General features: G+C 60.9%; 14 protein-coding genes. 6 read left to right on the plus strand and 8 right to left on the minus strand.

Annotation, left to right across the window (positions count from 1 at the left end):
- Positions 1–107: 107 nt before the first annotated feature.
- The 4 genes from EFB14_RS18420 to rocF all read right to left on the minus strand — a co-directional run bounded on the left by EFB14_RS18420 (position 108) and on the right by rocF (position 5,045).
- Entirely contained in the window at positions 108–1,859 is a 1,752-nt protein-coding gene (locus EFB14_RS18420) for a methyl-accepting chemotaxis protein (protein WP_126827790.1), read from the minus strand.
- 303 nt (positions 1,860–2,162) lie between these two features.
- Positions 2,163–2,639, minus strand: coding sequence for a chemotaxis protein CheW (locus EFB14_RS18425; protein WP_125849548.1), 477 nt, complete (start codon positions 2,637–2,639; stop codon positions 2,163–2,165).
- Positions 2,640–2,835: 196 nt separating this feature from the next.
- On the minus strand, positions 2,836–4,035 hold the full coding sequence (gene rocD, locus EFB14_RS18430; RefSeq protein ID WP_126827792.1) for an ornithine--oxo-acid transaminase: 1,200 nt from the start codon (positions 4,033–4,035) through the stop codon (positions 2,836–2,838).
- Positions 4,036–4,109: 74 nt separating this feature from the next.
- Positions 4,110–5,045 (minus strand): arginase, encoded by a 936-nt coding sequence (gene rocF, locus EFB14_RS18435; RefSeq protein ID WP_126827794.1) that lies wholly within the window; start codon positions 5,043–5,045, stop codon positions 4,110–4,112.
- Between the two features lie 124 nt (positions 5,046–5,169).
- Here rocF and EFB14_RS18440 point away from each other — a divergent pair, with 124 nt between their 5' ends.
- Positions 5,170–5,607 carry an Lrp/AsnC family transcriptional regulator gene (locus tag EFB14_RS18440; RefSeq protein WP_170960055.1) on the plus strand — a complete coding sequence of 146 codons (438 nt, stop codon included), beginning with the start codon at positions 5,170–5,172 and terminating at the stop codon, positions 5,605–5,607.
- Between the two features lie 91 nt (positions 5,608–5,698).
- Here the strand turns inward: EFB14_RS18440 and EFB14_RS18445 are convergent, their stop codons facing one another.
- The 3 genes from EFB14_RS18445 to EFB14_RS18455 all read right to left on the minus strand — a co-directional run bounded on the left by EFB14_RS18445 (position 5,699) and on the right by EFB14_RS18455 (position 14,220).
- Positions 5,699–11,797 carry a translocation/assembly module TamB domain-containing protein gene (locus EFB14_RS18445; RefSeq protein WP_126827797.1) on the minus strand — a complete coding sequence of 2,033 codons (6,099 nt, stop codon included), beginning with the start codon at positions 11,795–11,797 and terminating at the stop codon, positions 5,699–5,701.
- Positions 11,798–11,863: 66 nt separating this feature from the next.
- Positions 11,864–13,792 carry an autotransporter assembly complex protein TamA gene (locus EFB14_RS18450; RefSeq protein ID WP_183604872.1) on the minus strand — a complete coding sequence of 643 codons (1,929 nt, stop codon included), beginning with the start codon at positions 13,790–13,792 and terminating at the stop codon, positions 11,864–11,866.
- Positions 13,793–13,962: 170 nt separating this feature from the next.
- Entirely contained in the window at positions 13,963–14,220 is a 258-nt protein-coding gene (locus EFB14_RS18455; protein WP_126827799.1) for a YMGG-like glycine zipper-containing protein, read from the minus strand.
- 324 nt (positions 14,221–14,544) lie between these two features.
- Here EFB14_RS18455 and hemA point away from each other — a divergent pair, with 324 nt between their 5' ends.
- Complete coding sequence (hemA, locus tag EFB14_RS18460; protein ID WP_126827964.1) at positions 14,545–15,759, plus strand: 5-aminolevulinate synthase; 1,215 nt, start codon at positions 14,545–14,547, stop codon at positions 15,757–15,759.
- Between the two features lie 248 nt (positions 15,760–16,007).
- Here hemA and EFB14_RS33440 read toward each other — a convergent pair whose 3' ends face one another.
- Entirely contained in the window at positions 16,008–16,667 is a 660-nt protein-coding gene (locus EFB14_RS33440; protein ID WP_126827801.1) for a DUF4145 domain-containing protein, read from the minus strand.
- 546 nt (positions 16,668–17,213) lie between these two features.
- Here EFB14_RS33440 and EFB14_RS18470 point away from each other — a divergent pair.
- The 4 genes from EFB14_RS18470 to EFB14_RS18485 all read left to right on the plus strand — a co-directional run bounded on the left by EFB14_RS18470 (position 17,214) and on the right by EFB14_RS18485 (position 21,336).
- On the plus strand, positions 17,214–18,191 hold the full coding sequence (locus EFB14_RS18470) for a LacI family DNA-binding transcriptional regulator (protein WP_126827966.1): 978 nt from the start codon (positions 17,214–17,216) through the stop codon (positions 18,189–18,191).
- Positions 18,192–18,245: 54 nt separating this feature from the next.
- Positions 18,246–19,484 (plus strand): ABC transporter substrate-binding protein, encoded by a 1,239-nt coding sequence (locus EFB14_RS18475; RefSeq protein ID WP_126827803.1) that lies wholly within the window; start codon positions 18,246–18,248, stop codon positions 19,482–19,484.
- 74 nt (positions 19,485–19,558) lie between these two features.
- The gene (locus tag EFB14_RS18480) at positions 19,559–20,476 is read left to right on the plus strand and encodes a carbohydrate ABC transporter permease (RefSeq protein ID WP_126827804.1); all 918 of its coding nucleotides are present in this window, start codon (positions 19,559–19,561) and stop codon (positions 20,474–20,476) included.
- Positions 20,473–21,336 carry a carbohydrate ABC transporter permease gene (locus tag EFB14_RS18485; protein WP_126827806.1) on the plus strand — a complete coding sequence of 288 codons (864 nt, stop codon included), beginning with the start codon at positions 20,473–20,475 and terminating at the stop codon, positions 21,334–21,336. Before EFB14_RS18480 ends, EFB14_RS18485 begins: the two co-directional genes overlap by 4 nt.
- Positions 21,337–21,352: the final 16 nt, after the last annotated feature.

Raw genomic sequence — 21,352 nt, forward strand, 5'->3', positions numbered from 1 at the left:
ACCATAAAGGCGTCTTGTTGGGGGACCGTCAGCGGCAGGCCGCTTATGTATGTCCCAACCTTCGCGCTGTTCTGGTGCGCTTCATTTCCGTCCGGCGAAGACGGAAATCAGAGTTCTTCCCAGCTCTCGGCAGTGGCCGCAGCAGCACCGCGCGCGCCTGCGACACGCGGAACGAGATGCAGCGCAGGTGAGCCCGCCTGCTGCCTGACGGCTGCGTTTGTCGCGCCTGGCACACGGAACCTTGCCAACAGGACGCGGAGCGTTTCGGCTTCCCTGGCAAGGCTGTGGCTGGCGGCCGTGCTCTCCTCGACCATCGCGGCATTTTGCTGGGTTGCCTGATCAAGCGTGTTGACCGCCTGATTGATTTCCTTGAGCCCGGTTGCCTGTTCCCTCGACGCCTCGACGATCGCCTCGACATTGACGTTGATATCGCCGACCTGCGCGACGATCTCCTCAAGCGCCTTGCCGGTTTCGCCGACGAGGCCGACACCGTTCTTGACGAGCTGGCTCGACGTGGTGATGAGCGCCTTGATCTCCTTGGCGGCCTTGGCGGAGCGTTGGGCGAGTTCGCGAACCTCCTGGGCGACAACCGCAAATCCCTTGCCGGCCTCACCGGCGCGCGCCGCCTCGACTTCGGCATTGAGCGCCAGGAGGTTGGTCTGGAAGGCGATGTCGTCGATGACGCCGATGATGTTGTTGATTTCGCGCGAGGACTGTTCGATCTGATCCATGGCAGTGACCGCATTGCGGACCACGGTGCCGGAATGCTCGGCGCCCTGCTTGGTCTTGGCGACAAGGCGACCCGCTTCGCCGGCCCGGCGGCTGGAATCGTTGACCGTCGTGGTGATCTGTTCCAGCGCGGCCGCCGTCTCTTCAATCGAGGCAGCCTGCTGTTCCGTCCGCTTGGAGAAGGAATCTGCCGATGCGCCGATCTCGCTCGAGCCGGTGGCGATCGCACCGGCATTCTCGCCGATCGTCTTCATCGTCTCGGCAAGACCCTTGATGGTGGTGTTGAAATCGTGGCGCAGCTGCTCCATCGACGGGACGAAAGGCGTATCCACCGTCCTTGTCAGATCGCCTTCGGAAAGAAGGCGGAGCGAAGTGCCAAGCAGGGAAATGGCGCTCATACGCTCCGTGACGTCGGTTGCGAATTTCACGACCTTGTAGACTTTGCCGTCGGCGTCGACGATCGGGTTATAAGCGGCCTGGATCCAGATTTGCCGGCCGCCCTTGCCGAACCGGACAAATTCGTTGGCGATGAATTCACCGCGCGCCAGTCGCTTCCAAAAATTGGCATAGTCTTCGGTCTTGGCGTAGGCAGGATCGCAGAACATGCTGTGGTGTCTGCCGGTGACCTCGCCGAGCGAATATCCCATGGCGCCGCAGAAATTCTCGTTTGCGGTCAGGATCTCGCCGGTCGGTGTAAATTCGATGACCGCCTGCGAGCGCGAGATCGCCTCCAGCTTGCCGGAGTCTTCGATCGCCTTCTTCTTTACCGCGGTGATGTCGGCCGCAAATTTGACGACCTTGAACGGTTTTCCGCCCTTCAAGACAGGATTGTAGGACGCCTGGATCCATATTTCCTTGTTGCCCTTGGCAAAGCGCTTGTAGGCACCGGCATCATATTCGCCACGTCCGAGCCGCGCCCAGAATTCGCGATACTCCTGGGTCGCCGTATAGGCCGGCTCGCAAAACATGCTGTGATGTTTGCCGAGAATCTCGCTCAGGCTGTAACCGAGCGCTTTGCAGAAATTCTCGTTCGCCGTCAGGATATTTCCCTTGAGGTCGAATTCGATGATTGCTTGCGATCGGGAGATGGCATCAAGAATGTATTTCGAATCGGAGGATAGACTAAACATTCCTGTCCCTCTGAAATGCACAGCGTCGGCTGCTTCGGTGCGGTCTAGAAGCTGTTCGGGTGGGGAACGCCGGCGCGCGGATACAACCGCTAATCGTTTGTCATATCCCGCCTACCGGAAGGCGTATCACCCTCATGCTTCGCAATCATGATGATAGGCTGTGGTTAATTTTCGATATAAAAGACATCGCTTATATTCGCGTTAGATTGAAAAAAGTGACGGTTAACCGATAAGGGCGTGTATTGCCGCAATAAAAAACCGCCCGAAGCGGGCGGTTTCTTGAAATTCGAGGTATTGGCCGGATCAGGCCGCCAGTTCATCCGTCTCGTTTTCCTTGAACATCTTGGCAAGGTTCAGGAAGCAGATCATGCCATTTTCCGAAGCGATGACGCCTTCGCAATAGGCGCGATCGAAGGAGGCGGTCACTTCGGGCACCGGCTGGACCTGGCTGGACGAGATGGTGAGAATGTCCGAGACGCGGTCGACGAGCATGCCGATGACCATGCTGTGAACTTCGGCGACGACAATGGCGCTGCGCTCGTTGGCGACGGTGCTCTTCATGCCGAGCTTGTAGGCGAGGTCGATGATCGGGATCACCGAGCCGCGCAGGTTCATGACGCCGATGACATCGGCCGGCGCATGGGGGATCGGCGTCGAGGGCGCCCAGCCGCGGATTTCGCGGATGGTCGTGGTCTTGACGCAGAATTCCTGATCATGCAGGCGGAAGGCAATGATCTCGAGCGTATCGCCGCTGAAGCTAGTGGAATTGATCGTGGCCATTAGAATTCTTCCCAACTGTCGAAAGCCAGGGCAGAAGCGGGTGCGCCACCATGGCGCCGACGAGCTTTGCCTTCACACCACGCGATGGCTTGCGCTTGGCGAAGCATCGTTACGGTTGACGACGACATTAACGAAAGAGTGTTGCCCAAATCTAAATCGGGAACGGGATTGCGAAGGTTTTCAGCCTCAATTTATTTCAGCTGATCGTCTTCTCGATCTCGGAGACCGCCCAATCGACCTGCTGCCTTGTGATGACCAATGGCGGGGCAAGGCGAATCGTGTGGTCGTGGGTATCCTTGGCGAGCAGGCCGCGCTCCTTCAGCGCATGGCAATATTGCCGCGCGCCGCCGGCTTCGGGCTCCAACTCGATCGCCATCATCAGGCCGCGGCCGCGCACGTCCCGGACGATATTCGAGCGGATCGACCTCAGGCCTTCGAGGAAATAGTCGCCCATAACGGCGGCGTTTTCAATCATGCCCTCTTCCACGAGCACCTTGAGCGCCGCGCGCGCCACCGCGCAGGCGAGCGGATTGCCGCCGAAGGTCGAGCCGTGCTGGCCGGGCTTCAGCACGCCCAGGACCTCGGAATTCGAAAGAACGGCGGATACGGGATAGAAGCCACCGGACAGCGCCTTGCCGATCAGCGTCACATCGGCCTCGATGCCTTCATGCTCTTCCGCCAGCAGCTTGCCGGTGCGGCCGAGGCCGGTCTGGATTTCGTCGAGGATAAGGGTGACGTTGTTTGCCGTGCAGAGCTCGCGGATGCGGGTGAAATAACCGGCCGGCGGGATGATGACGCCGGCTTCCCCCTGGATCGGCTCGATAAGAGCGGCCACCGTATTGCCGTTGATCGCAGCCTCGAAGGCCTCGGCATCACCGAAGGGAACGGTGCGGAAGCCCGGCGTATAGGGCCCGAAGCCGGTGCGGGCATCGGGATCCGTGGAGAAACTGATGATGCTCAGCGTCCGGCCATGGAAATTATCGGCGCAGACGATGATCTCGGCCTTGCCTTCCGGCACGCCCTTGACCTCATATCCCCATTTGCGCACCGCCTTGATGGCGGTTTCCACGGCTTCGGCGCCGGAGTTCATCGGCAGGATCTTGTGCGAACCGGTGAGAGCCGCGAGTTCCTCGTAGAGATAGGCGAGCTGGTCGTTGCGGAAGGCGCGGGAGGTGAGTGTCAATCTCCCGGCCTGCTCGACCATGGCGGCGAGGATCTTCGGATGGCAATGGCCCTGGTTGACGGCTGAATAGGCCGAGAGGCAATCGAGATAGCGATTGCCGTCCGTATCCCAGACATAAACACCTTCGCCGCGCGTCAGCACCACGTCGAGCGGCTTGTAATTGTGGGCGCCGAGCCGCTGTTCCGTGGCGATCAGTTTTTCCGAAGTGTTCATGGCCGTTCTCCCTTTAGTCTATTTCAACGCATGTCGTTATCGCAAAACCGCTGCACACTTTTGCGCGACATGCTTTATGCGGCGCGTGTCGGACGATCGAAGATGCGGCGGCCGAAGAGGCTTGCCGTCAGCTCCACCAGGATGCGGGCGCTCTTGCCTCGATCGTCGAGAAACGGATTGAGCTCGACGAGATCGAGTGACGAGACGAGGCCGCTGTCCGAAAGCATTTCCATAACGAGATGCGCCTCGCGGAAGGTCGCGCCGCCAGGCACCGTCGTGCCGACGCCGGGGGCGATCTCGGGGTCGAGAAAGTCGAGGTCGAGGCTGACATGCAGTAGGCCATTTGCCTTGGCGACGACATCGAGAATATGGCGCATGATCGCGCCGATGCCCTGCTCGTCGATCGCGCGCATGTCGAAGACGTTGACGCCGTGTTCGTGGATTTCCTCGCGCTCGCGCGCATCGACCGAGCGGATGCCGACCTGGAAGACGTTCTTCGGGTCGACGAACGGCCGGTCCTTCGGCAGGATCTCGGCGAACTCGGCCTCACCGCAGAAGAAGGCGACGGGCATGCCGTGAATATTGCCGGAGGGCGACGTGGCAGGAGAGTTGAAATCGGCATGGGCGTCGAGCCAGAGCACGAAAAGCGGGCGGCCCTTGCCGGCGGCATAGCGGGCCATGCCGGAGACGGTGCCCATGGAAAGGCTGTGGTCGCCGCCGAGAATCAGCGGGAAACGGCCGGAATCGGCCACGTCGTAGACACTGCTTTCGAGCGCGCGTGTGAAGGCGCCGACGATCCTCAGATTGTGGGCTTTCGGATGATTCGGCAGATCCATCGCCGGCACAATCCTGAGATCGCCGATATCGGCGACGTCATGGCCAAGCTCGATCAGCGTCTGGTCGACGCCGGCAATGCGGAGCGCCGCAGGACCCATCGCTGCGCCTCTGCGGCCGGAGCCTTCTTCCAACGGGGCGCCGATGAGGGTGACGGATCGTGATTGGGCATTCATGTCGAGGGCTCCGTGTTGAGGCCTGTTTCGGCCGGATAATGGGATAAAGGGCTGGCGGCAAAAAGATGGAAAAGTGCCAGAAATGGACTATGATCGCGCAGATTGATAAAGCACTTTTGACAAAGTGATCAGCGTGGACGATCTCGACACCGAACTTCTGAGCGCCCTTCGCCACAATGCCCGGATTTCCGTCTCCTCGCTTGCGGCGATGACGGGCGCGTCGCGGGCGACGGTCGCCGCCCGTATCGACCGGCTGGTCGCCAGCGGCACCATCGTCGGCTTCACCATCCGCACCAGTCACGAGACGCGCTCTGCCGGCGTGCGTGCCATCGTCATGATCGAGGTGCTCGGCAAGCTCGCCGACAGAGTGGCCGATCAGCTAAGGGGTCTGCCGCAAGTGCGGGCGCTTCACAGCACCAACGGCAAATGGGATTTCGTCGCCGAACTCGAGGATCGCGATCTTGCCTCTTTCGACGAGACGCTGCGCCGCATCCGGTTGATCAACGGCATCAACTCGACCGAGACTAACATTCTCCTCAAGACGAGCAAGACAGGTTTCTAGAGCAATTCCCGGCAAAGCGCGAAGCGGTTTTCCGAGGCAGAGCGCGAAGCGGTCTTGCCGAGAATTGTTTAAAAACAGAAGTCAGGCCGGTTCAATATTCGCGTTCGTAGACGATACCTGCTTCACCTTCGCCGTTGCCGCCGGCCCCTCCCCGCAGTTTGACGCCGCGGCCAACATCGAGATTGATGATGGCCTTGGCGCCGGCCGAGCCGCCCTGTTGCAGTTCGAAATAGGTGCGGTCGTTGAGATAGCGGCCGACGCTGACGCTCGTCTGGCCCTTGGAATCGGTGCTGACGTCGAAATCGTCGACGCCGAGCTGATTACGCAGGCCTTCGAAAAGCGAGGTGGAACGGTTTCCGGCCAGCTGGCTGACAGCGTCCGCGAGCTGGGCGATCTGCACCGGCGAGAGCTTCGACATCGACTGGCCGAAGATCAGCTGTGCCAGCACCTCGTCCTGTGGCAGCTGGGGAGAGGAGGAAAAGGTGATCGAGGGGTCGGTGGCGAGGCCCGCGACATCGACGGTCAGCGTCGTTGTGCCGGAAGCCGACGTCGCTTCCATATCGAGTGCCGGCGTCAGGTCGCCGGCAAAGGTGATCCTGCTTTTGTTGGAGAAATCCAGCCGGCGATTGAGAATGGTCAGCCGGCCGCGGCGCATGGTGAAACCGCCGGTCACAACAGGTACTGCCGCCGTTCCGCGGATCGTCACTTGGCCGCCGAGTTCGGCATCGATGCCGCGGCCGCGCACGAAGATATGCGAGGGCGCATCGATTTCGAGATCCAGAGCGAGGACCGAGGATTTCTCCCCCGGTTTCCGCTCGCGGTCGTCCCGCAACTGCGCAAGCACCGCCCTGGGCGCATTGACATGGCGGATGTCGATTTCGCGCAGCGAGGTCGGCAGCTTTTCCGGGACCGTGATCGAGGTCTTTTCCAGCTGAAGCTTGCCGTTCAGGGTCGCATTCATGATTGGTCCGCGCAGGCCGAGCGTCCCGCTGACGGTCGAGACGACGAGGGTTCCATCGACATAGACAGCCTTGTCGAGCTTGATCGAAATGTCGGCGGGGAAGCCGCTAGCCGGCTGGATGCCGATGGTACCGCTCGCCGAAATCGTGCCGCCGCCAAGGTTGCCGCTGAGGCGCGAGATTACGGCCTGGCTGCCGTTGAAGCTCATGGTCGCCGCGAGATTGTTGATGGCAAGATTGCGCCGGACGTCGACGAGTTTTGCGCCACTGGTTGCGACGGTGCCATTGATGACGGGTGCCGCGGCTGTTCCACCGATCCGCAGATCGACGGTGGCGACACCATCGGCAACGAGGCCCTGCTCAGCAAGCGGTGCGCCGAGCACGGCGAAGGGAAGATTGCCGTTGAAGTGCATGTCGAGGGCGCGGTTGCCTGATATGACCACACTGCCGCCGCCCTTCAGCGACATGCCGGCGTCACCGGTCAGGCTGGTGTCTACCGTCAGCCTGTTTTCGGCAAGCTTGCCGGAAGCGCCGATGGTGAACGGTGAAAGGCCGGCGCCCTTCGTCTGGCTCGTGGCTGCGTTCTTCCAGTCGACCTTGAAATCGACCGAGGGCGCCGACGGCGTGCCGGTGGCCTTTACGGTCGCCGAAACCGCGCCCTCGGCGGCAAGACCGGGCACAAACCCGTTGGCGATGCCTGCCGGAAGGCCGTTGGCATTGGCTGTCACATCGACCGACCGGATCGATGTGCCCGCGAGGGCGAGATTGCCGGAGGCTTTCAGCGCAATGCCACCGCTGCCGCTGAGGTCGGCATCGAAATTGAGCCTGTCATCGGCATATTTTCCTGTCGCCGCCAGCGTGAGGTGCGAGATGCCGGCAGCCTTGGTATGGCTGGTCGCGGCGTCCTTCCAGCCGAGCTTGAAATCGACGATCGGATTGGCCGGCGTTCCCGAGGTCACGGCGTTTGCCGAAAGCGTGCCTTCCGCACCGAGACCGGGAACGAAGGCATTTGCGATATTTGCCGGCAGCGCCGGGATATCGGCATTGATCGAAAGGTCACGTATGGCCGTTCCCGCGATCGTCACGCCGCCCGTCGCTTTGGCCAGCACGCCATCCTTGTCGGCGAGGTTGGCGTCGAAATCGACCCTGTCATTGGCGAACTTGCCGGATGCCGTGGCGCTGAGGCCAGAGAGGCCGCTGCTTCTGGTCTGGGCGGTTGCGGCGTTCTTCCAGTCGAGCTTGAAATCGACGGCCGGTTTCGGAAGCGCTCCGGAGGCGGATGCCGTTCCCGACACTGCGCCCTCTGCGGCGAGGCCCGGCACAAAACCATTGGCAAGGCCCGCGGGCAGATTGGCAAGCTCGGCTTTGACGTCGAGATTACGGACTGACGTGCCCTCTATCGCGACATTGCCGGCGGCTTTCAGCGAGAGGCCGCCCTCACCGCCGAGATTGGCATCGAAATCGAGACGGTTGTCAGCGAAGCGCCCCGATGCGGCAAGCGCGAGGCCCGAGAGATGGGCGCTTCGGGTGTGGCTGGTTGCGACATCCGTCCAGTCGAGCTTGAAGTCGGCCTTCGGCGCGGCGGGTGTTCCGGCGGCCGACAGCGTGCCTGAGATCGTGCCGCCGGCGGCGAGGTCCGGAACGAAGGCGTTTGCGAGGCTCGCCGGAACATTGGCGATCTCCGCACCGACCTTGACGTTATCGATCGCCGTGCCGGCGAGGGCGACATTGCCCATGGCCTTCAACGACAGGCCTTTGTCGCCGCTGGCTGCGGCGTTGAAATCAAGTTTGTTTTCGGAAAATTTTCCCGACGCGGTGAGGCTGAGGGCGGCAAGGCCGGCGCGCTTCGTGTGGCTTGTCGCCGCCCCTTTCCAATCGAGATTGAAATTCGCGGACGGGGCGGAAAGCGAACCGGTGGCGGAGAGCTTTCCGGAGATCGCGCCTTCGGCGGCGAGATCGGCGACGAAGCTGTTTGCAATGCTTGCCGGGATATTGGCCAACGTGGCGTCGACCTTGACGTTGCCGATCGTCGTGCCCGTGATGGCGGCGTTGCCGTTTGCCTTCAGCGAGAGCTTGCCCGCGCCTGTGATCGCTGTTTCGAAATCGAGCTTGCTGTCGGCAAATTTTCCGGAAGCCTTCACGGCGAGATCGGCAAGGCCGGCGCGCTTCGTGTGGCTCGTCGCGGCACTTTTCCAATCGAGATCGAAATCGGCGGTGGGAGCGTCAAGCGAGCCCGAGGCCGTCACTCTTCCCGTTATCGTGCCTTCGGCAGCGAGATCTGGGACGAAACCATTGGCGATGCGGGCCGGCAGGTTGAGGATATCGGCTTTGACATCGAGGATCGGGGCTGCCGGGTCGGCGAGCGCCACGTTTCCGGCGGCCCGGAGCGACAGGCCGTCATTGCCGCTCACCATCGTATCGAAATCGAGTTTCTTGTCGGCGAATTTACCGCCTGCGATGATGCCGAGCGGCGCGAGACCCGCTCCCTTGGTCTGGCCCGTCGTCGCATCTTTCCAATCGAGCTTGAAGTCGGCCACGGGCGCGGCGGGCGTGCCCGTTACCGCAATCGTTCCCGAAATCGTGCCGCCTGCCGTAAGGTTCGGCACGAAACCGTTGGCGAGTGCTGGCGGCAGTTCCTTGATCTCGGCATCGAGCTTCAGCGTGTCGCCGGCCGAGCCGGTGACACTCACCGAGCCAGCGCCGGTTTTCAGCGTCAATCCATTCAGATTGGCGCTCCCGCCGCCGATCGTGATCAGCGTCGGTGCGGCAAGTTCGATCGGGATATTGCGGGGGCTTGCCGAGAAACGATCGAGGTTCAAGTCGACCGTGCCGCCCGCCGCCTCGACATTGCCGGCCGCCAGCACGGGGTTGCCGTCATAGGCGGCATCGAGATCGAAGCGGGTGTTGTTCTGCTCCTTGGCAACCCTGAGCGAAAGGCCGGCAAGCTTGTTCGTTCCGACGCTCACTTCCGCGGTCTTGACCGTGCCGTTCGCGGCAAGGGCATAGAGATCGCTGACCGTGACATCGATATCCGGCTTGACGATCGCAAGCGTATCACGGCGGATCGAGCCACCTTTTGCAAGCAGCTTGAGCGCAATTTTGCCGCCGTCGCTGCTGATGCCGAGCGAACCCTTGAGATCGCCTTCCGCTTTCTGTCCGCCGAGTGCCGCGAGCAGGCCGACATTGGGGAAATCGAAGGTCAATGCGCCGGTCGGTTGGAGCGAGGCCGAGAATTCGAGATTGCCGGTCAGCCGGTTGCCGCCGATGTCGGCGCTCAGCGCGGGAATGCTCATCTTGCCGTTTTCGGAGCGGATGTCGCCGTTGATGCCGATCGGTTGGCCGTCGATCGTGCCGGTGGCGGCGATCTTGCCCTGCGGCGCCTTGGGATCGGCGAGGCCCGACAGGTCGACATTGAGATTGGCGAGCACGCGGTCAGCCATCTCAAGGCTGGCTGCCTTGAGATTGGCCGTCACGGAAATTGCCGGGAGTTCTCCCCCGATCCTTAATGCGTAACCTACCCCGCCGCTGGTACCTGTCACGAGCTTGCCGATATCGGGCAGCCGGCCGGAGAGATCGGCATTCAACGCCGAGCCGTCGAGCGCGACATTGCCGGCGGCTTCGAGCGTGCCTGATTTCACGACGATATTGGAAAACGCGAACTTCGACGGGATGGTGCCGGCGACCTGGCTTTCGAGCGAGATCGGCCCGTCGAACTTGCCCGCCAAAGCGGCCGGCAGGGCTGCCGGCTCGATGGCGAGCTTGACGTTGCCGGTCAGCGCCGCATCCACCAGGCGATAGGAGCCGTTGAGACCACCGCTGATATTGGCGCTTTCGACGGTGGTACCGTTGAAGCCGATGCCGTCCTGCGAGATCTGCAGGGGCGCGGCGATGGTGACCGGCCCCTGGACCGCGCGGTTGAGGTTCGGGTCGGCAAAAGTCATATCGCCGGCCACGAGGCGCAGCTGGACACTGCCGGAACGGGCGGCGAGATTGAAGGCGTCGCTTTTTGCCGTCAGCTTGACGTTGCGGATATCGGCCTCCGGAAGGGTCGCAGTGTCGAGCGAGCCGCTGACGTTCAGCCGGGCCGCCCGCGCATCGCCCGTCAGGGCCAGGTTGAGCCCCGAGATCAGGAACCGTGCTTCGCCTTCGGGGAGGGGCCAGCGGAAATCGACAGGGCCTGACGTGCCGAGCAGATTGGCGTTCAGGCTGTTGTTGCCGGCCGGGTCGAGCGTGCCCGATGCGGCGATCACGACGCTGCCGGTGGCGAGATTGCCGGTCTGGATATCAATCTTGCCGCGGTTGTCGAAGGTGGCGGCGAGATCGATATTGGTCTGGCCGGCAAAAAGCGGCCGGAATGCCGATGGAAGCAGCGAGCTCAGGTCGCCGCCGCCCTTGAGGTCGAGATGGTGCAACCCGTCCGCGGTGATGGCATGTCGGGCTTCGATTGCGGCACGCTGCTGTCCGTCGAGGGCGGCCTGCAATTTGCCCTTCCAATCGGATATCGGCCCCTCTCCGTCGAGATCGATGTTGACGGCGGGACTATCGGGCAGGCCGAGAAAGCCTGCCAGCAGTCCGCCCTTCGGCTCGGAAAGCTCAGCCTTCAGCCGCAGCCGGTTTTCGGCCGGAGCAAAGGCGATGTCGGCGGCAAGCCGCGCATCCGGTACCTCGTGACGGCTGACATTGACGACGGCTTCGCCGCCGTCGCCATTCGCCGAAAGGCTCCCCTCGGCGGCGAGCGCAAAAGCGCGGCCGGCAAAAGGTTCTGCAAGCTTGATATCGGGCAGCGCGACGCGGTCGATGTCGACCTTGAGGGGAAGACTGAACCCGCCGGATTTTTCGGCTCCAGGCCGCGAGGGCAGCGTGCGCACCGGCTTGCGCAGCACGTTGATTGCATCGATCTCGAAGCGTTTGGCGTGGAAAGTTCCCGTCAGCAGCGCGAGCGGATTCCAATCGACCGCGATTCCATGGATTTCGGCAAAGACGCCCCTGGTATCGGAGATGGTGATCTCGGCGGCACGAAGCCCGCCCGTCAAAAGGCCTTCCGGTTCGCGAACCTCGATCGTCATGTCGCGGTTGGAAAGCGTGGACGCGATCTTCTCGGTGACGATGCGGGCGCCGAAGGCAGTAAAGCCGAAGATCGCAAGCGCTGCGACAGCGAGAATCAAAGTAACGCCCAGGGCATAGCCGGTGAGCCGCAGGATCCAGGTGACGATTTTTGCCAGCGTTTGCATCGGCGCGGACACTACTCCGTTTTCATGACGGCCCACAGATCGGAAAACAAAGCGGAATCGGCCACCCTAGAAGGACTGGCCTATGCCGGCGTAAATTCCGTAATCTGTGCCATTCTCGTACTTGTTCAGCGGCACGGCAAAATCAAGCCGCAGCGGGCCGAAAGGCGTCGCATATCGTATTCCCGCGCCGGCGCCGGCGCGGATATCGGAAAAACCAGGGAAGGTGCTGTCCGATACCGTGCCGACATCGATGAAGGGCACGATGCCGATCGTGTCGGTGATCTTGATGCGGGCCTCCAGCGAACCGGTCACATAGGAGCGGCCGCCGGTGGCATCGCCATTGTCGTTATAGGGCGAGATTTCCTGATAGCTGTATCCGCGCACGGAGCCGCCGCCGCCGGCAAAGAAGCGCTGGGTGGCGGGAATGTTCTCGATGCCGTCTCCGCCGACCAGGACACCGGCGGCGACCTTGCCGGCAAGCACCAAGCCATCCTCGGCGCCGAGCGGCAGATAGCCGGAGATCGAGCCTTCGAACGCCGCATAGGGCGTGGCGTTGAAGATCTCGTAGCCGGGCTTTGCCGAGAGTGTGGCGCGATAGCCCTGTGTCGGGTTGAACTTGTCGTCGCGCGCGTCGCGGTCATATTGGATCGGCAGGGTGACGGTGAGATAGTCGTTCTCGCCGAAGGCGTCGTCGTCGCGCTCCCAGCTGACTTCGCCGCTCGCAGAGATCGTGTCCTGGTCGGTCAGTTCGTAGGAAAGGCCGAGCGAGGCGGTGACGAGCGTCGCGTTATAGGCATCCGGATTGACCGTCTTGGCGACGATGCCGGCCTTCAGCGTGGCGGCGGGGAAGAAGGCGCCGGGCTTGGTGAAGAGGATACCGGCTGAATAGTCGAGGTTGCCGATGTCGGTCGTTTCGCCAAGCCGCGAAACCGATCCCTCGATCCTCAGCGTCTCGGCTTCGCCAAACAGATTGCGGTGGCCCCAATAGCCCTGGATGCCGAAGCCGTCGGTGGTGGAATATTGCGCGCCGACGCCGAAGTAGCGTCTCTTGCCTTCGGAAACCTCGATCGTCATCGGCAAGGTACCATCCGGCGCCAGCGCATCGCCCTGGTGAATGGTGACACTCGAAAAGACGCCGAGGGCGCGAAGCCGCTCGCCGGCTTTCTTCAGTGCTTCCGGAGAATAGGCCTCGCCCTTGTTCAGTCGCGAATAACGCTGGATAAAACCGGATTTGACGGTCTTTTCGCCGGTGACGCCGATATCGCCGATCGGGGCGACAGGGCCACCTTCGGCAGCAAGCACGATGTCGACGGTGTCGCTCTTGTGATCGGCGACGACCTTGCGCTCCGTCAGTTTGGCGAAGGGCCGGCCTTCGCTCTTCAATTGTTCGACTATTTTGTCGCCGGCCTTGATGATGGCGAGCGAACCGGCCTCGGCGCCCGGGGCGAGATCGTAATCGGCGGGATTGCGGTTTGCGGCGTCCCCGCCGAACTGCACCTCGTTGACCTTGAAGACGGGACCGGGCGCGACGGTCACGGTGACAGGAATCGGCCCGGACCGGTCGAATGTCGGATTGGGCGGCAGGTCGTCGATATCCCTGCCGTCGATGGTGATCGTGACCACGCCGCCATAGCGGGCCTTTTCGTACAAGGCGGCGATCAGCCGTTCGCGATCGTCGCGCGCCTTGACGACGATGCCGAGATCACCGGAAACCGGTTGCGCCTGGTCGCTGACCAGACGGGAACTGTTTTCCAGCGCTTCTTTCAGGTCGGGATCGGCGGTATCTGCTTTGAGATCGACTTGATAGCGCACAGGATCGGGCACCTGTTCGCCTTCGTCTTTATCTTTGCCGAAGATGGTGATGCCGAAAAGCTTGAAGGCGTAAGCATCGCCGATCAGGACCGGTGAGAATGCAGCCGCCGCTGCGACCACCATCATGGTGCCTGTTCGCCGATACGCAGTACCTGTTTTCGGGCTTGTCCCTCTGATCCGCATCCGCCGCTTTTGGTTTACGCCTACAATGAAGCTTCGTTGCCCAGCCGTGAACAGCTTAGCGGTAAAAACGCGTGGGGTGTACCATTTTAAATTGCCAACGCGCTAATTTAGCACAAAAAATCCCGGACAGGTGTCCGGGATTTCTCGATTTTGTCGGGTTGCAACCACCCTCAGCGCGGGCAGGTGTCGATGTAACGGCGGCCGTAGCGGTCGCGATAGTAGCACTGGCCGGGCTGTTCGGCGACGCTGCCGATGAGGGCGCCGGATACGCCGCCGATAGCAGCGCCGACCGCAGCGCCACGAACGTTGCCGGTCACGACGCCGCCGATCACGGCACCGGATGCAGCGCCGATGCCTGCGCCCTGCTGGGTCGGCGTGCAGCTTGCGATCGACAGGCCGATCAATGCGAGTATGACAGCTTTCTTCATCTTTTCTCTCCGAGGTTGTTGCCCAACGGGCAAAGGCCGTCCCTTGTATTTTTTGTCACGCTAGACCGAAAACTATGTCGAAAGAAAGGGTTGTCCATCCGTTATGCTGATTTTTTGCGATACTGATGTCGTCGCTTTCCGCATGCTTGGCAAATTCCGCCGCATTCTGCCGGATCAGTTTCATTGATCGCGGCGCGCATATTTTTTATCTGGAATCATTCAAAAATCTGGGCCTTTTGCCGCAGTTGATGTTAAAGCAAAGGGTAAGGATTGACGCGCGGACGTTCGGTCAGCAAGAACGGCCGCGTGATACTGGAGCATATGATGGATTTCGAAGCGTTTTTCAAAAACGAGCTGGACGGGCTTCATGCTGAGGGCCGTTACCGCGTTTTTGCCGATCTCGAACGTCACCGCGGCAACTTTCCGCGCGCGACGCGCCATACGGCCGATGGCGAAAAGGAAGTCACGGTCTGGTGCTCCAACGACTATCTCGGCATGGGTCAGCATCCGAAAGTGATCGAGGCGATGAAGAACGCCATCGACCACTGTGGCGCGGGTGCGGGAGGCACCCGGAATATTTCTGGCACCAACCACCATCATGTCATGCTCGAGCGTGAGCTTGCCGATCTGCACGGCAAGGAATCAGCGCTGATCTTCACATCGGGCTATGTGTCCAACTGGGCGGCACTCGGCACGCTTGGCGCGAAAATTCCCGGCCTCATCATCTTCTCCGACGCGCTGAACCATGCCTCGATGATCGAAGGCATCCGTTACGCCAAATGCGACAAGGTGATCTGGAAGCACAATGACGTCGCCGATCTCGAAGCCAAGCTGGCGGCCGCCGATCCGAAGGCGCCGAAGCTGATCGCCTTCGAGAGCGTCTATTCGATGGATGGCGATATCGCCCCGATCAAGGCGATCTGCGATCTCGCCGACAAATATGGGGCGATGACCTATCTCGACGAAGTACACGGCGTCGGCATGTACGGCCCGCGCGGCGGCGGCATTGCCGAGCGTGAGGGGCTGATGGACCGGCTGACGATCATCGAGGGCACGCTCGGCAAGGCCTTCGGGGTGATGGGCGGCTATATCGCGGCTTCATCGGCACTGTGCGATTTCATCCGCTCGTTCGCCTCCGGCTTCATCTTTACCACGGCGCTGCCGCCGGCGCTGGCCGCTGGTGCGGTCGCTTCGATCCAGCATCTGAAGGTCAGCCAGTTCGAGCGCGCGCGCCACCAGGACCGCGTGCGCAAGCTCCGGGCGCTGCTCGACCAACGCGGCATCCCGCATATGGCCAATCCGAGCCATATAGTGCCGGTGCTGGTCGGCGATGCGGCCAAGTGCAAGTGGATCTCCGACCTGCTGCTCGACAATTGCGGCGTCTACGTCCAGCCGATCAACTACCCCACCGTGCCGAAGAAGACTGAGCGCCTGCGCATCACGCCGACGCCGCTGCATTCCGATGCGGATATCGCCCATCTGGTCGAGGCCCTGCATTCGCTCTGGTCGCGCTGCGCGCTGGCAAGACACGTCGCCTGATATTTTCATGATCGCTTGGGTTCAAGCCGCGAATCAGGACCTCCGCAAAAGGTCCTGACAGTCATTGTTTGCTTCTGCAAACATCTCCGCTCGTATGATAAATCATCGTCTCGCCCAAAAAATTGATCAGCCAGCGTGCTTAGCTCAAGGCTGCATTCCCACCGTTGCCGCGTCCTTCGGTAAAAGGTTTGCGTGCCTTGGATGGCTATGACTGCAATGGTCCCTCGAATTGGGCTCTCGGGCGCTCGCTATGAGTGATCAAGGAGGAAACGTTCCACATATTCGATCATTTCTCGGACGTCATCAGCAGTGAATTTTTCTGGATGGCCGTGTGCCGCACTGTTCCGCACGTCTGCGATTGCTGTGACCCGCTTTTGGACTAGCAGGCTGTACTCGCCAGCTTTGGCTAGATCGGCATTCATTTTGTCGAGCTTTCCGGTGGAAAGGCCTTGGGCGGTACACATGTCGCGAAGTTTGGTTTCAAGCACAACGCCAGCGACGACAGCGGCCGGTGTAGCGTAAGATGCTGCAAGGAGCTGTCGCGCTTGATCCAACTCATCGCTGAATAGTTCCGCCTGAACGAGCGAACGAACCTTATCAAGATAACCGCCGTCGTAGTCCTCTTGGGCGGCCATCAGGATGGACTTTAACTGCTGAAGCTCCTGCCAGCTATCCCTATGGCTCTCCGGCTTTTCAGCCTCAACAAACGCTTGATAATGTTCTGAGTCCTTAGCACACGCGGATGCAAGGAGGTTTTTCACCTTTACTTTCCAGCCGATGAATTGATTTTTGTCCACGCTGTCATATTCACTGGAGTATTCCGAGCGATGATGTGTTTTGGTGGCCTCGATTGTCTTCGCTTGGATGATTAAGTCAGCAAAGCGTGCCGATAATTTCTGTGTGGGCATGTGCTCCGTTCCGCAGATCTTGTGGAAGCGCTTTCGTCAAGGAATCAGCGACGTTCTGAAGGTCACATACGTCTATTAAGAATTCAACCTCCAGTCGTGAGGCGAATGCGATGAGGCGTCGCGTACGGAAGAACCTCGCCGCGGTAAAAAATGAAAGGAAAGGACGCGTCTAAGAGCCGTCAGGCGTTAGCTCGCGTGGTCTTAGATTTTAAGGCCGAAGCAATCGAAGATTCAGCAAAGTCGGCGAGGCCTGCATGAAAGATAACTTTCGCTTGTCGATGTCGCCTGTCGCAAAGTTGGCAACTCTATGTCACGCCAATCATCCGCAAAATCGATAACGTACTGCAATCCGCTCCGATCAGATTGCATCGGTCTTCCCACTCTTCCTTGCTGTAGCCTGAGCCTTTTGATCCTCTCATGGAATTGCATGAGAAAACCTTTTCTCACTTGACACAAGAGTTGGTAAAAGCTTTTCTCAGGCCACTTCAGAAGGAGGAAGTTCTGAACATCTCGGGAGGAAAAAGAGGCAGGATCACCATCCATGAGGTGGCGTCGGCTGCCGGGGTGAGCATTTCGACGGCGTCGAAAGCTCTCAACGACACGGGCCGGATGGGAGCGGAAACGCGCGAGCGCGTGAAGCGGATCGCCGGCGAAATCGGGTATCGGCCGAATGCGCTGGCAAGAGGTCTTCTCAGCAAGCGCAGCTTCACCATCGGGCTGCTGACGAACGACACCTATGGCCGTTTCACGCTGCCTGTGATGGCGGGTATTTCGGACGCTCTCGTCGATCATGGGGTTTCGGTGTTCCTGTGCGCCATCGAAGACGATCCTGATCTCGCGCAGATCCATGTCGACGCGATGCTGGACAAGCAGGTCGATGGCATCATCGCGACGGGCAAACGCCTGGACAGGCGTCTACCCGTCGATCTGTCGAATTTGCATGTGCCCGTCGTTTACGCCTTCACGGAGGGAACGCAGAACAGCGTTACTTTCCGGTCTGACGACGAACAGGGTGCGAGACTGGCCGTCGAATGGCTCGTGAAGATCGGACGGCGGCGGATTGCGCATATCACCGGACCGGAAGACTTCTTTTCGGTGAGGGAGCGAGCCGGCGCCTATCATCAGGTGGCGGGTCACCGTGAGCCGGTGCTCTACGGCGTCTGGTCGGAGAGCTGGGGCCATGAAGCGATCGAAGAGCTTTGGAAGAGGCCCGGAGAAAAGCCGGACGCGCTTTTCTGCGGCAACGACCAGATCGCCCGCGGCGCGGTGGATGCGTTGCGCGAGCGCGGCATCAAGGTGCCGCAGGACGTCTCGGTGATCGGCTTCGACAATTGGGAGATTGTCGCGGCCCAGACGCGGCCGCCGCTGACGACGGTGGATATGGAACTGAAGGAGCTCGGGCGGCAAGCCGGACTGACGGTGCTTGCGCTCGCGGAAGGCCGGCCCGTCGAGCCGGGGGTGAGGAAATTGCCCTGCCGGCTGATCGTCCGGCAGTCATGCGGGGGTAAGCCCCCAAGGGAATGAGCATAAGGGAATGAGCAAAGGCGCAGGGAGATGCGCCATATCGGGAGGAGTGTCATGATCAAGCGTCTATTGGTGGCGACCAGCATCGCTACCTTGTGCCTGTTTTCGGCCGCGTCGGCCGCCGAGAATGTCGCAATGTGGGTTCGCACGGGGATCGGCGACTCCTTCAAGAAGGTGGTCGAGGCCTATAATTCCGGTCACGACAACAAGGTCGTGGTGACGGAGGTGCCGTACTCAGAGCTCGTGCAGAAATATGCGACGGCAATCGCCGGCGGACAGGCGCCGGACGCCCTGTCGATGGACCTGATCTACAACCCCGCCTTTGCCGCGGCCGGCCAGCTGGAAGACCTGACGGACTGGGCGAAGTCGCTGCCCTATTTCAACTCGCTTTCGCCGTCGCATGTTCGTCTCGGCACGTATCAGGACCGGATTTATGGACTGCCGCTCTCTGTGGAAACATCGGTCTTCGCCTGGAACAAGGATCTCTACAAGAAAGCCGGTCTCGATCCCGAGAAGGCGCCGGCGAGCTGGGATGAAATTACCGCCAATGCGCAGAAGATCCGGGCGCTGAGCGATGACACCTACGGCTTTTATTTCTCCGGCGGCGGCTGCGGCGGCTGCATGATCTTCACCTTCACGCCGCTCGTCTGGGGTGCGGGCGCCGATATCCTGTCGGCCGACAGCAAGACGGCGACGCTCGATACGCCCCAGATGCGCAAGGCCGTCGATATCTACCGCAACATGGTCAAGAAGGACCTCGTGCCGTCCGGCGCCGCCAGCGACAATGGTGCGAACTTCCTGAGCTTCACCAATGGCAAGATCGGCCAGCAAAGCCTTGGCGCCTTCGCCATCGGAACGTTGGTGACCCAGCATCCTGATATCAACTTCGGCGTGACGCTCATTCCCGGCGTCGACGGCAAGCCTTCGTCCTTTGCAGGCGGCGACAATTTCGTCATCACCAAGGGCTCGAAGAAGATCGACGCGGTGAAGGAGTTCCTCGAATATATCTATTCGATGGATGGCCAGAAGATCATGGCAAAATATGGCAGCCTGCCGACACGCGGCGATATCGCCGACAAGGTGCTGGAAGGCCTCGATCCGCGTATGCAGATCGGCCTCAAGGCGATCAGCGTTGCCAAGACGCCTTATACGCTACAGTTCAACGACTTGATCAACAGCGCCAACGGGCCGTGGGCAAGCTTCACCAACGCCGCGATCTTCGGCGATGATGTCGACGGTGCGTTTTCGAGCGCCCAGTCGGAAATGCAATCGATCATCGATAGCGGCCAATAACTCTCCCAAGGCCGCGGCCGGGGAGCGGTGGCAGCTTCCCGGCCAATTTCAAGTGACAGATGCGGAGCGTTTCGATGACCGGTTCCGGTTCGACGACCCTATTGCCTCGACGCAAGCGACGACGCAGATCGAATTGGCGCGGCCTTCTCTACATCGCGCCTGCTATGGCGCTGGTGATCGTCTTCTTCGTCATGCCGGTTCTGTTCACGGGATGGATGAGCCTTCACAACTGGCCGCTGATGGGGGCATCGCGTTGGATCGGTTTCAACAATTATTTTCGCATGTTCAACGACACCCGCTTCATGGCGGCGCTGAATTTCACGGCCTATTATACCGTGATCGTCACGATCGCGATCTTCGCCGTCGCCTTTCCGCTGGCGATCTTCGTCGAAAAGGAACGGCAGTTCGTCAGCGCCTACCGCACGATCATCTTCCTGCCCGTCGTCGTCGGCCTTGCCACAGCCTCGCTGCTCTGGGTCTGGCTCGCCAATGTCGATAGCGGCTTCATAGGCCCGGCCCTGAAGGCGCTCGGTCTTGTTGAAAAGAGCCCCAATCTGCTTGCGACCTTCGACACCGCTTTTCTGACGATCGTGGTGATGGTCGTCTGGAAGATTGCCGGCTTCACGATGATCATTCTCCTGACCGGGCTTCAGGCCATTCCGTCTGAATTGACGGAGGCAGCTCGCATCGACGGTGCCGGCCGCTGGCAGCGTTTCCGGCACCTGACGCTGCCGCTGATGCGCAAGACGATCGCGCTGGCGCTGATCGTCTCCGTCACCGGTTCGATCCTCGCCTTCGACCAGTTCTACATCATGACGTCAGGTGGCCCGCAGAACAAAATGATCTCGGTGGTCTACTACATCTTCAACCAGTCCTTCGTGTCCTTCAATCTCGGTTATGGCGCGGCGCTCTCGATTGCGCTTCTCGCCATCCTCGTCGCCATCAGCATCGTGCAGCTCTGGCTGCTTCGCGTCGGGGAGGAGCGTCCATGACCACCTCAAGGGAGCGGCGCGCGCGCAAGGCGATCCGCGTGAAGTCGGCCTATCATCTCACCGGCATCGCCATTTCGATCTTCTTCCTCGCCCCCTTCGCGATCACGCTGCTCGCCTCCTTCCGGCAGGGCACTGAAGCCAGCCTGCCGCCCCTGCCGCCATGGCCGACATCGGGCGTCAGCTTCGATGCCTATGCGCTGCTCGATACGTTCGGCGCAGGCATCTGGCGGCACATGATCAATTCGCTGTTCGTTTCCGCCGCTACGGTCGTGCTCACTGTCGTCGTCAGCCTGCTCGCCGGCTACGGTTTCTCGCGTTACCGGTTCCCGATGAAGAATGCGCTCTTCGTGCTGATCATCGCCACGCTGATGATCCCGTTCCAGTCGATCCTGACACCGCTCTTCATCATCCTTGCAAAGCTCGGCCTCAACAATTCGCTGCTCGGGCTGACGCTCGTCTATGTAACGCTGCAATTGCCCTTCTCGGTCTTCATGATGCGCAACGCCTTCGACGCCGTGCCGAAGGAAATCGAGGAGGCCGCACGCATCGACGGCGCGCGCGATCTGAGGCTCCTGGCGCGGGTTCTCCTGCCGCTGGTGCTTCCCGGCGTGGCGACGGTCGCAATCTTTGCCTTTCTCAATGCCTGGAACGAGTTCCTGGCCGCACTCGTGCTGCTCTCCAGCAATGAGAAATACACCCTGCCCGTGCTGATGACGGCGGTTCGCGCCGGACGGCTCGGCGCCATCAACTGGGGAGCGGTGCAGGCCGGCGTCGTCGTCATGACGATCCCCTGCCTGATCGTCTTCCTGCTCCTGCAACGCTATTACATGCGCGGGCTGATGGCCGGCGCGGTGAAATGATCTGAGAGAAAGCGAA

It is taken from the genome of Rhizobium fabae (assembly GCF_003985135.1).
Lineage (GTDB): Bacteria > Pseudomonadota > Alphaproteobacteria > Rhizobiales > Rhizobiaceae > Rhizobium > Rhizobium pisi.

Bases quoted from the DNA above. Each gene is read 5' to 3' on its own strand.
- EFB14_RS18420 (WP_126827790.1), bottom strand. From the start codon at position 1,859: ATGTTTAGTCTATCCTCCGATTCGAAATACATTCTTGATGCCATCTCC.
- EFB14_RS18425 (WP_125849548.1), bottom strand. From the start codon at position 2,639: ATGGCCACGATCAATTCCACTAGCTTCAGCGGCGATACGCTCGAGATC.
- rocD (WP_126827792.1), bottom strand. From the start codon at position 4,035: ATGAACACTTCGGAAAAACTGATCGCCACGGAACAGCGGCTCGGCGCC.
- rocF (WP_126827794.1), bottom strand. From the start codon at position 5,045: ATGAATGCCCAATCACGATCCGTCACCCTCATCGGCGCCCCGTTGGAA.
- EFB14_RS18445 (WP_126827797.1), bottom strand. From the start codon at position 11,797: ATGCAAACGCTGGCAAAAATCGTCACCTGGATCCTGCGGCTCACCGGC.
- EFB14_RS18450 (WP_183604872.1), bottom strand. From the start codon at position 13,792: ATGCGGATCAGAGGGACAAGCCCGAAAACAGGTACTGCGTATCGGCGA.
- EFB14_RS18455 (WP_126827799.1), bottom strand. From the start codon at position 14,220: ATGAAGAAAGCTGTCATACTCGCATTGATCGGCCTGTCGATCGCAAGC.
- hemA (WP_126827964.1), top strand. From the start codon at position 14,545: ATGGATTTCGAAGCGTTTTTCAAAAACGAGCTGGACGGGCTTCATGCT.
- EFB14_RS33440 (WP_126827801.1), bottom strand. From the start codon at position 16,667: ATGCCCACACAGAAATTATCGGCACGCTTTGCTGACTTAATCATCCAA.
- EFB14_RS18475 (WP_126827803.1), top strand. From the start codon at position 18,246: ATGATCAAGCGTCTATTGGTGGCGACCAGCATCGCTACCTTGTGCCTG.
- EFB14_RS18480 (WP_126827804.1), top strand. From the start codon at position 19,559: ATGACCGGTTCCGGTTCGACGACCCTATTGCCTCGACGCAAGCGACGA.
- EFB14_RS18485 (WP_126827806.1), top strand. From the start codon at position 20,473: ATGACCACCTCAAGGGAGCGGCGCGCGCGCAAGGCGATCCGCGTGAAG.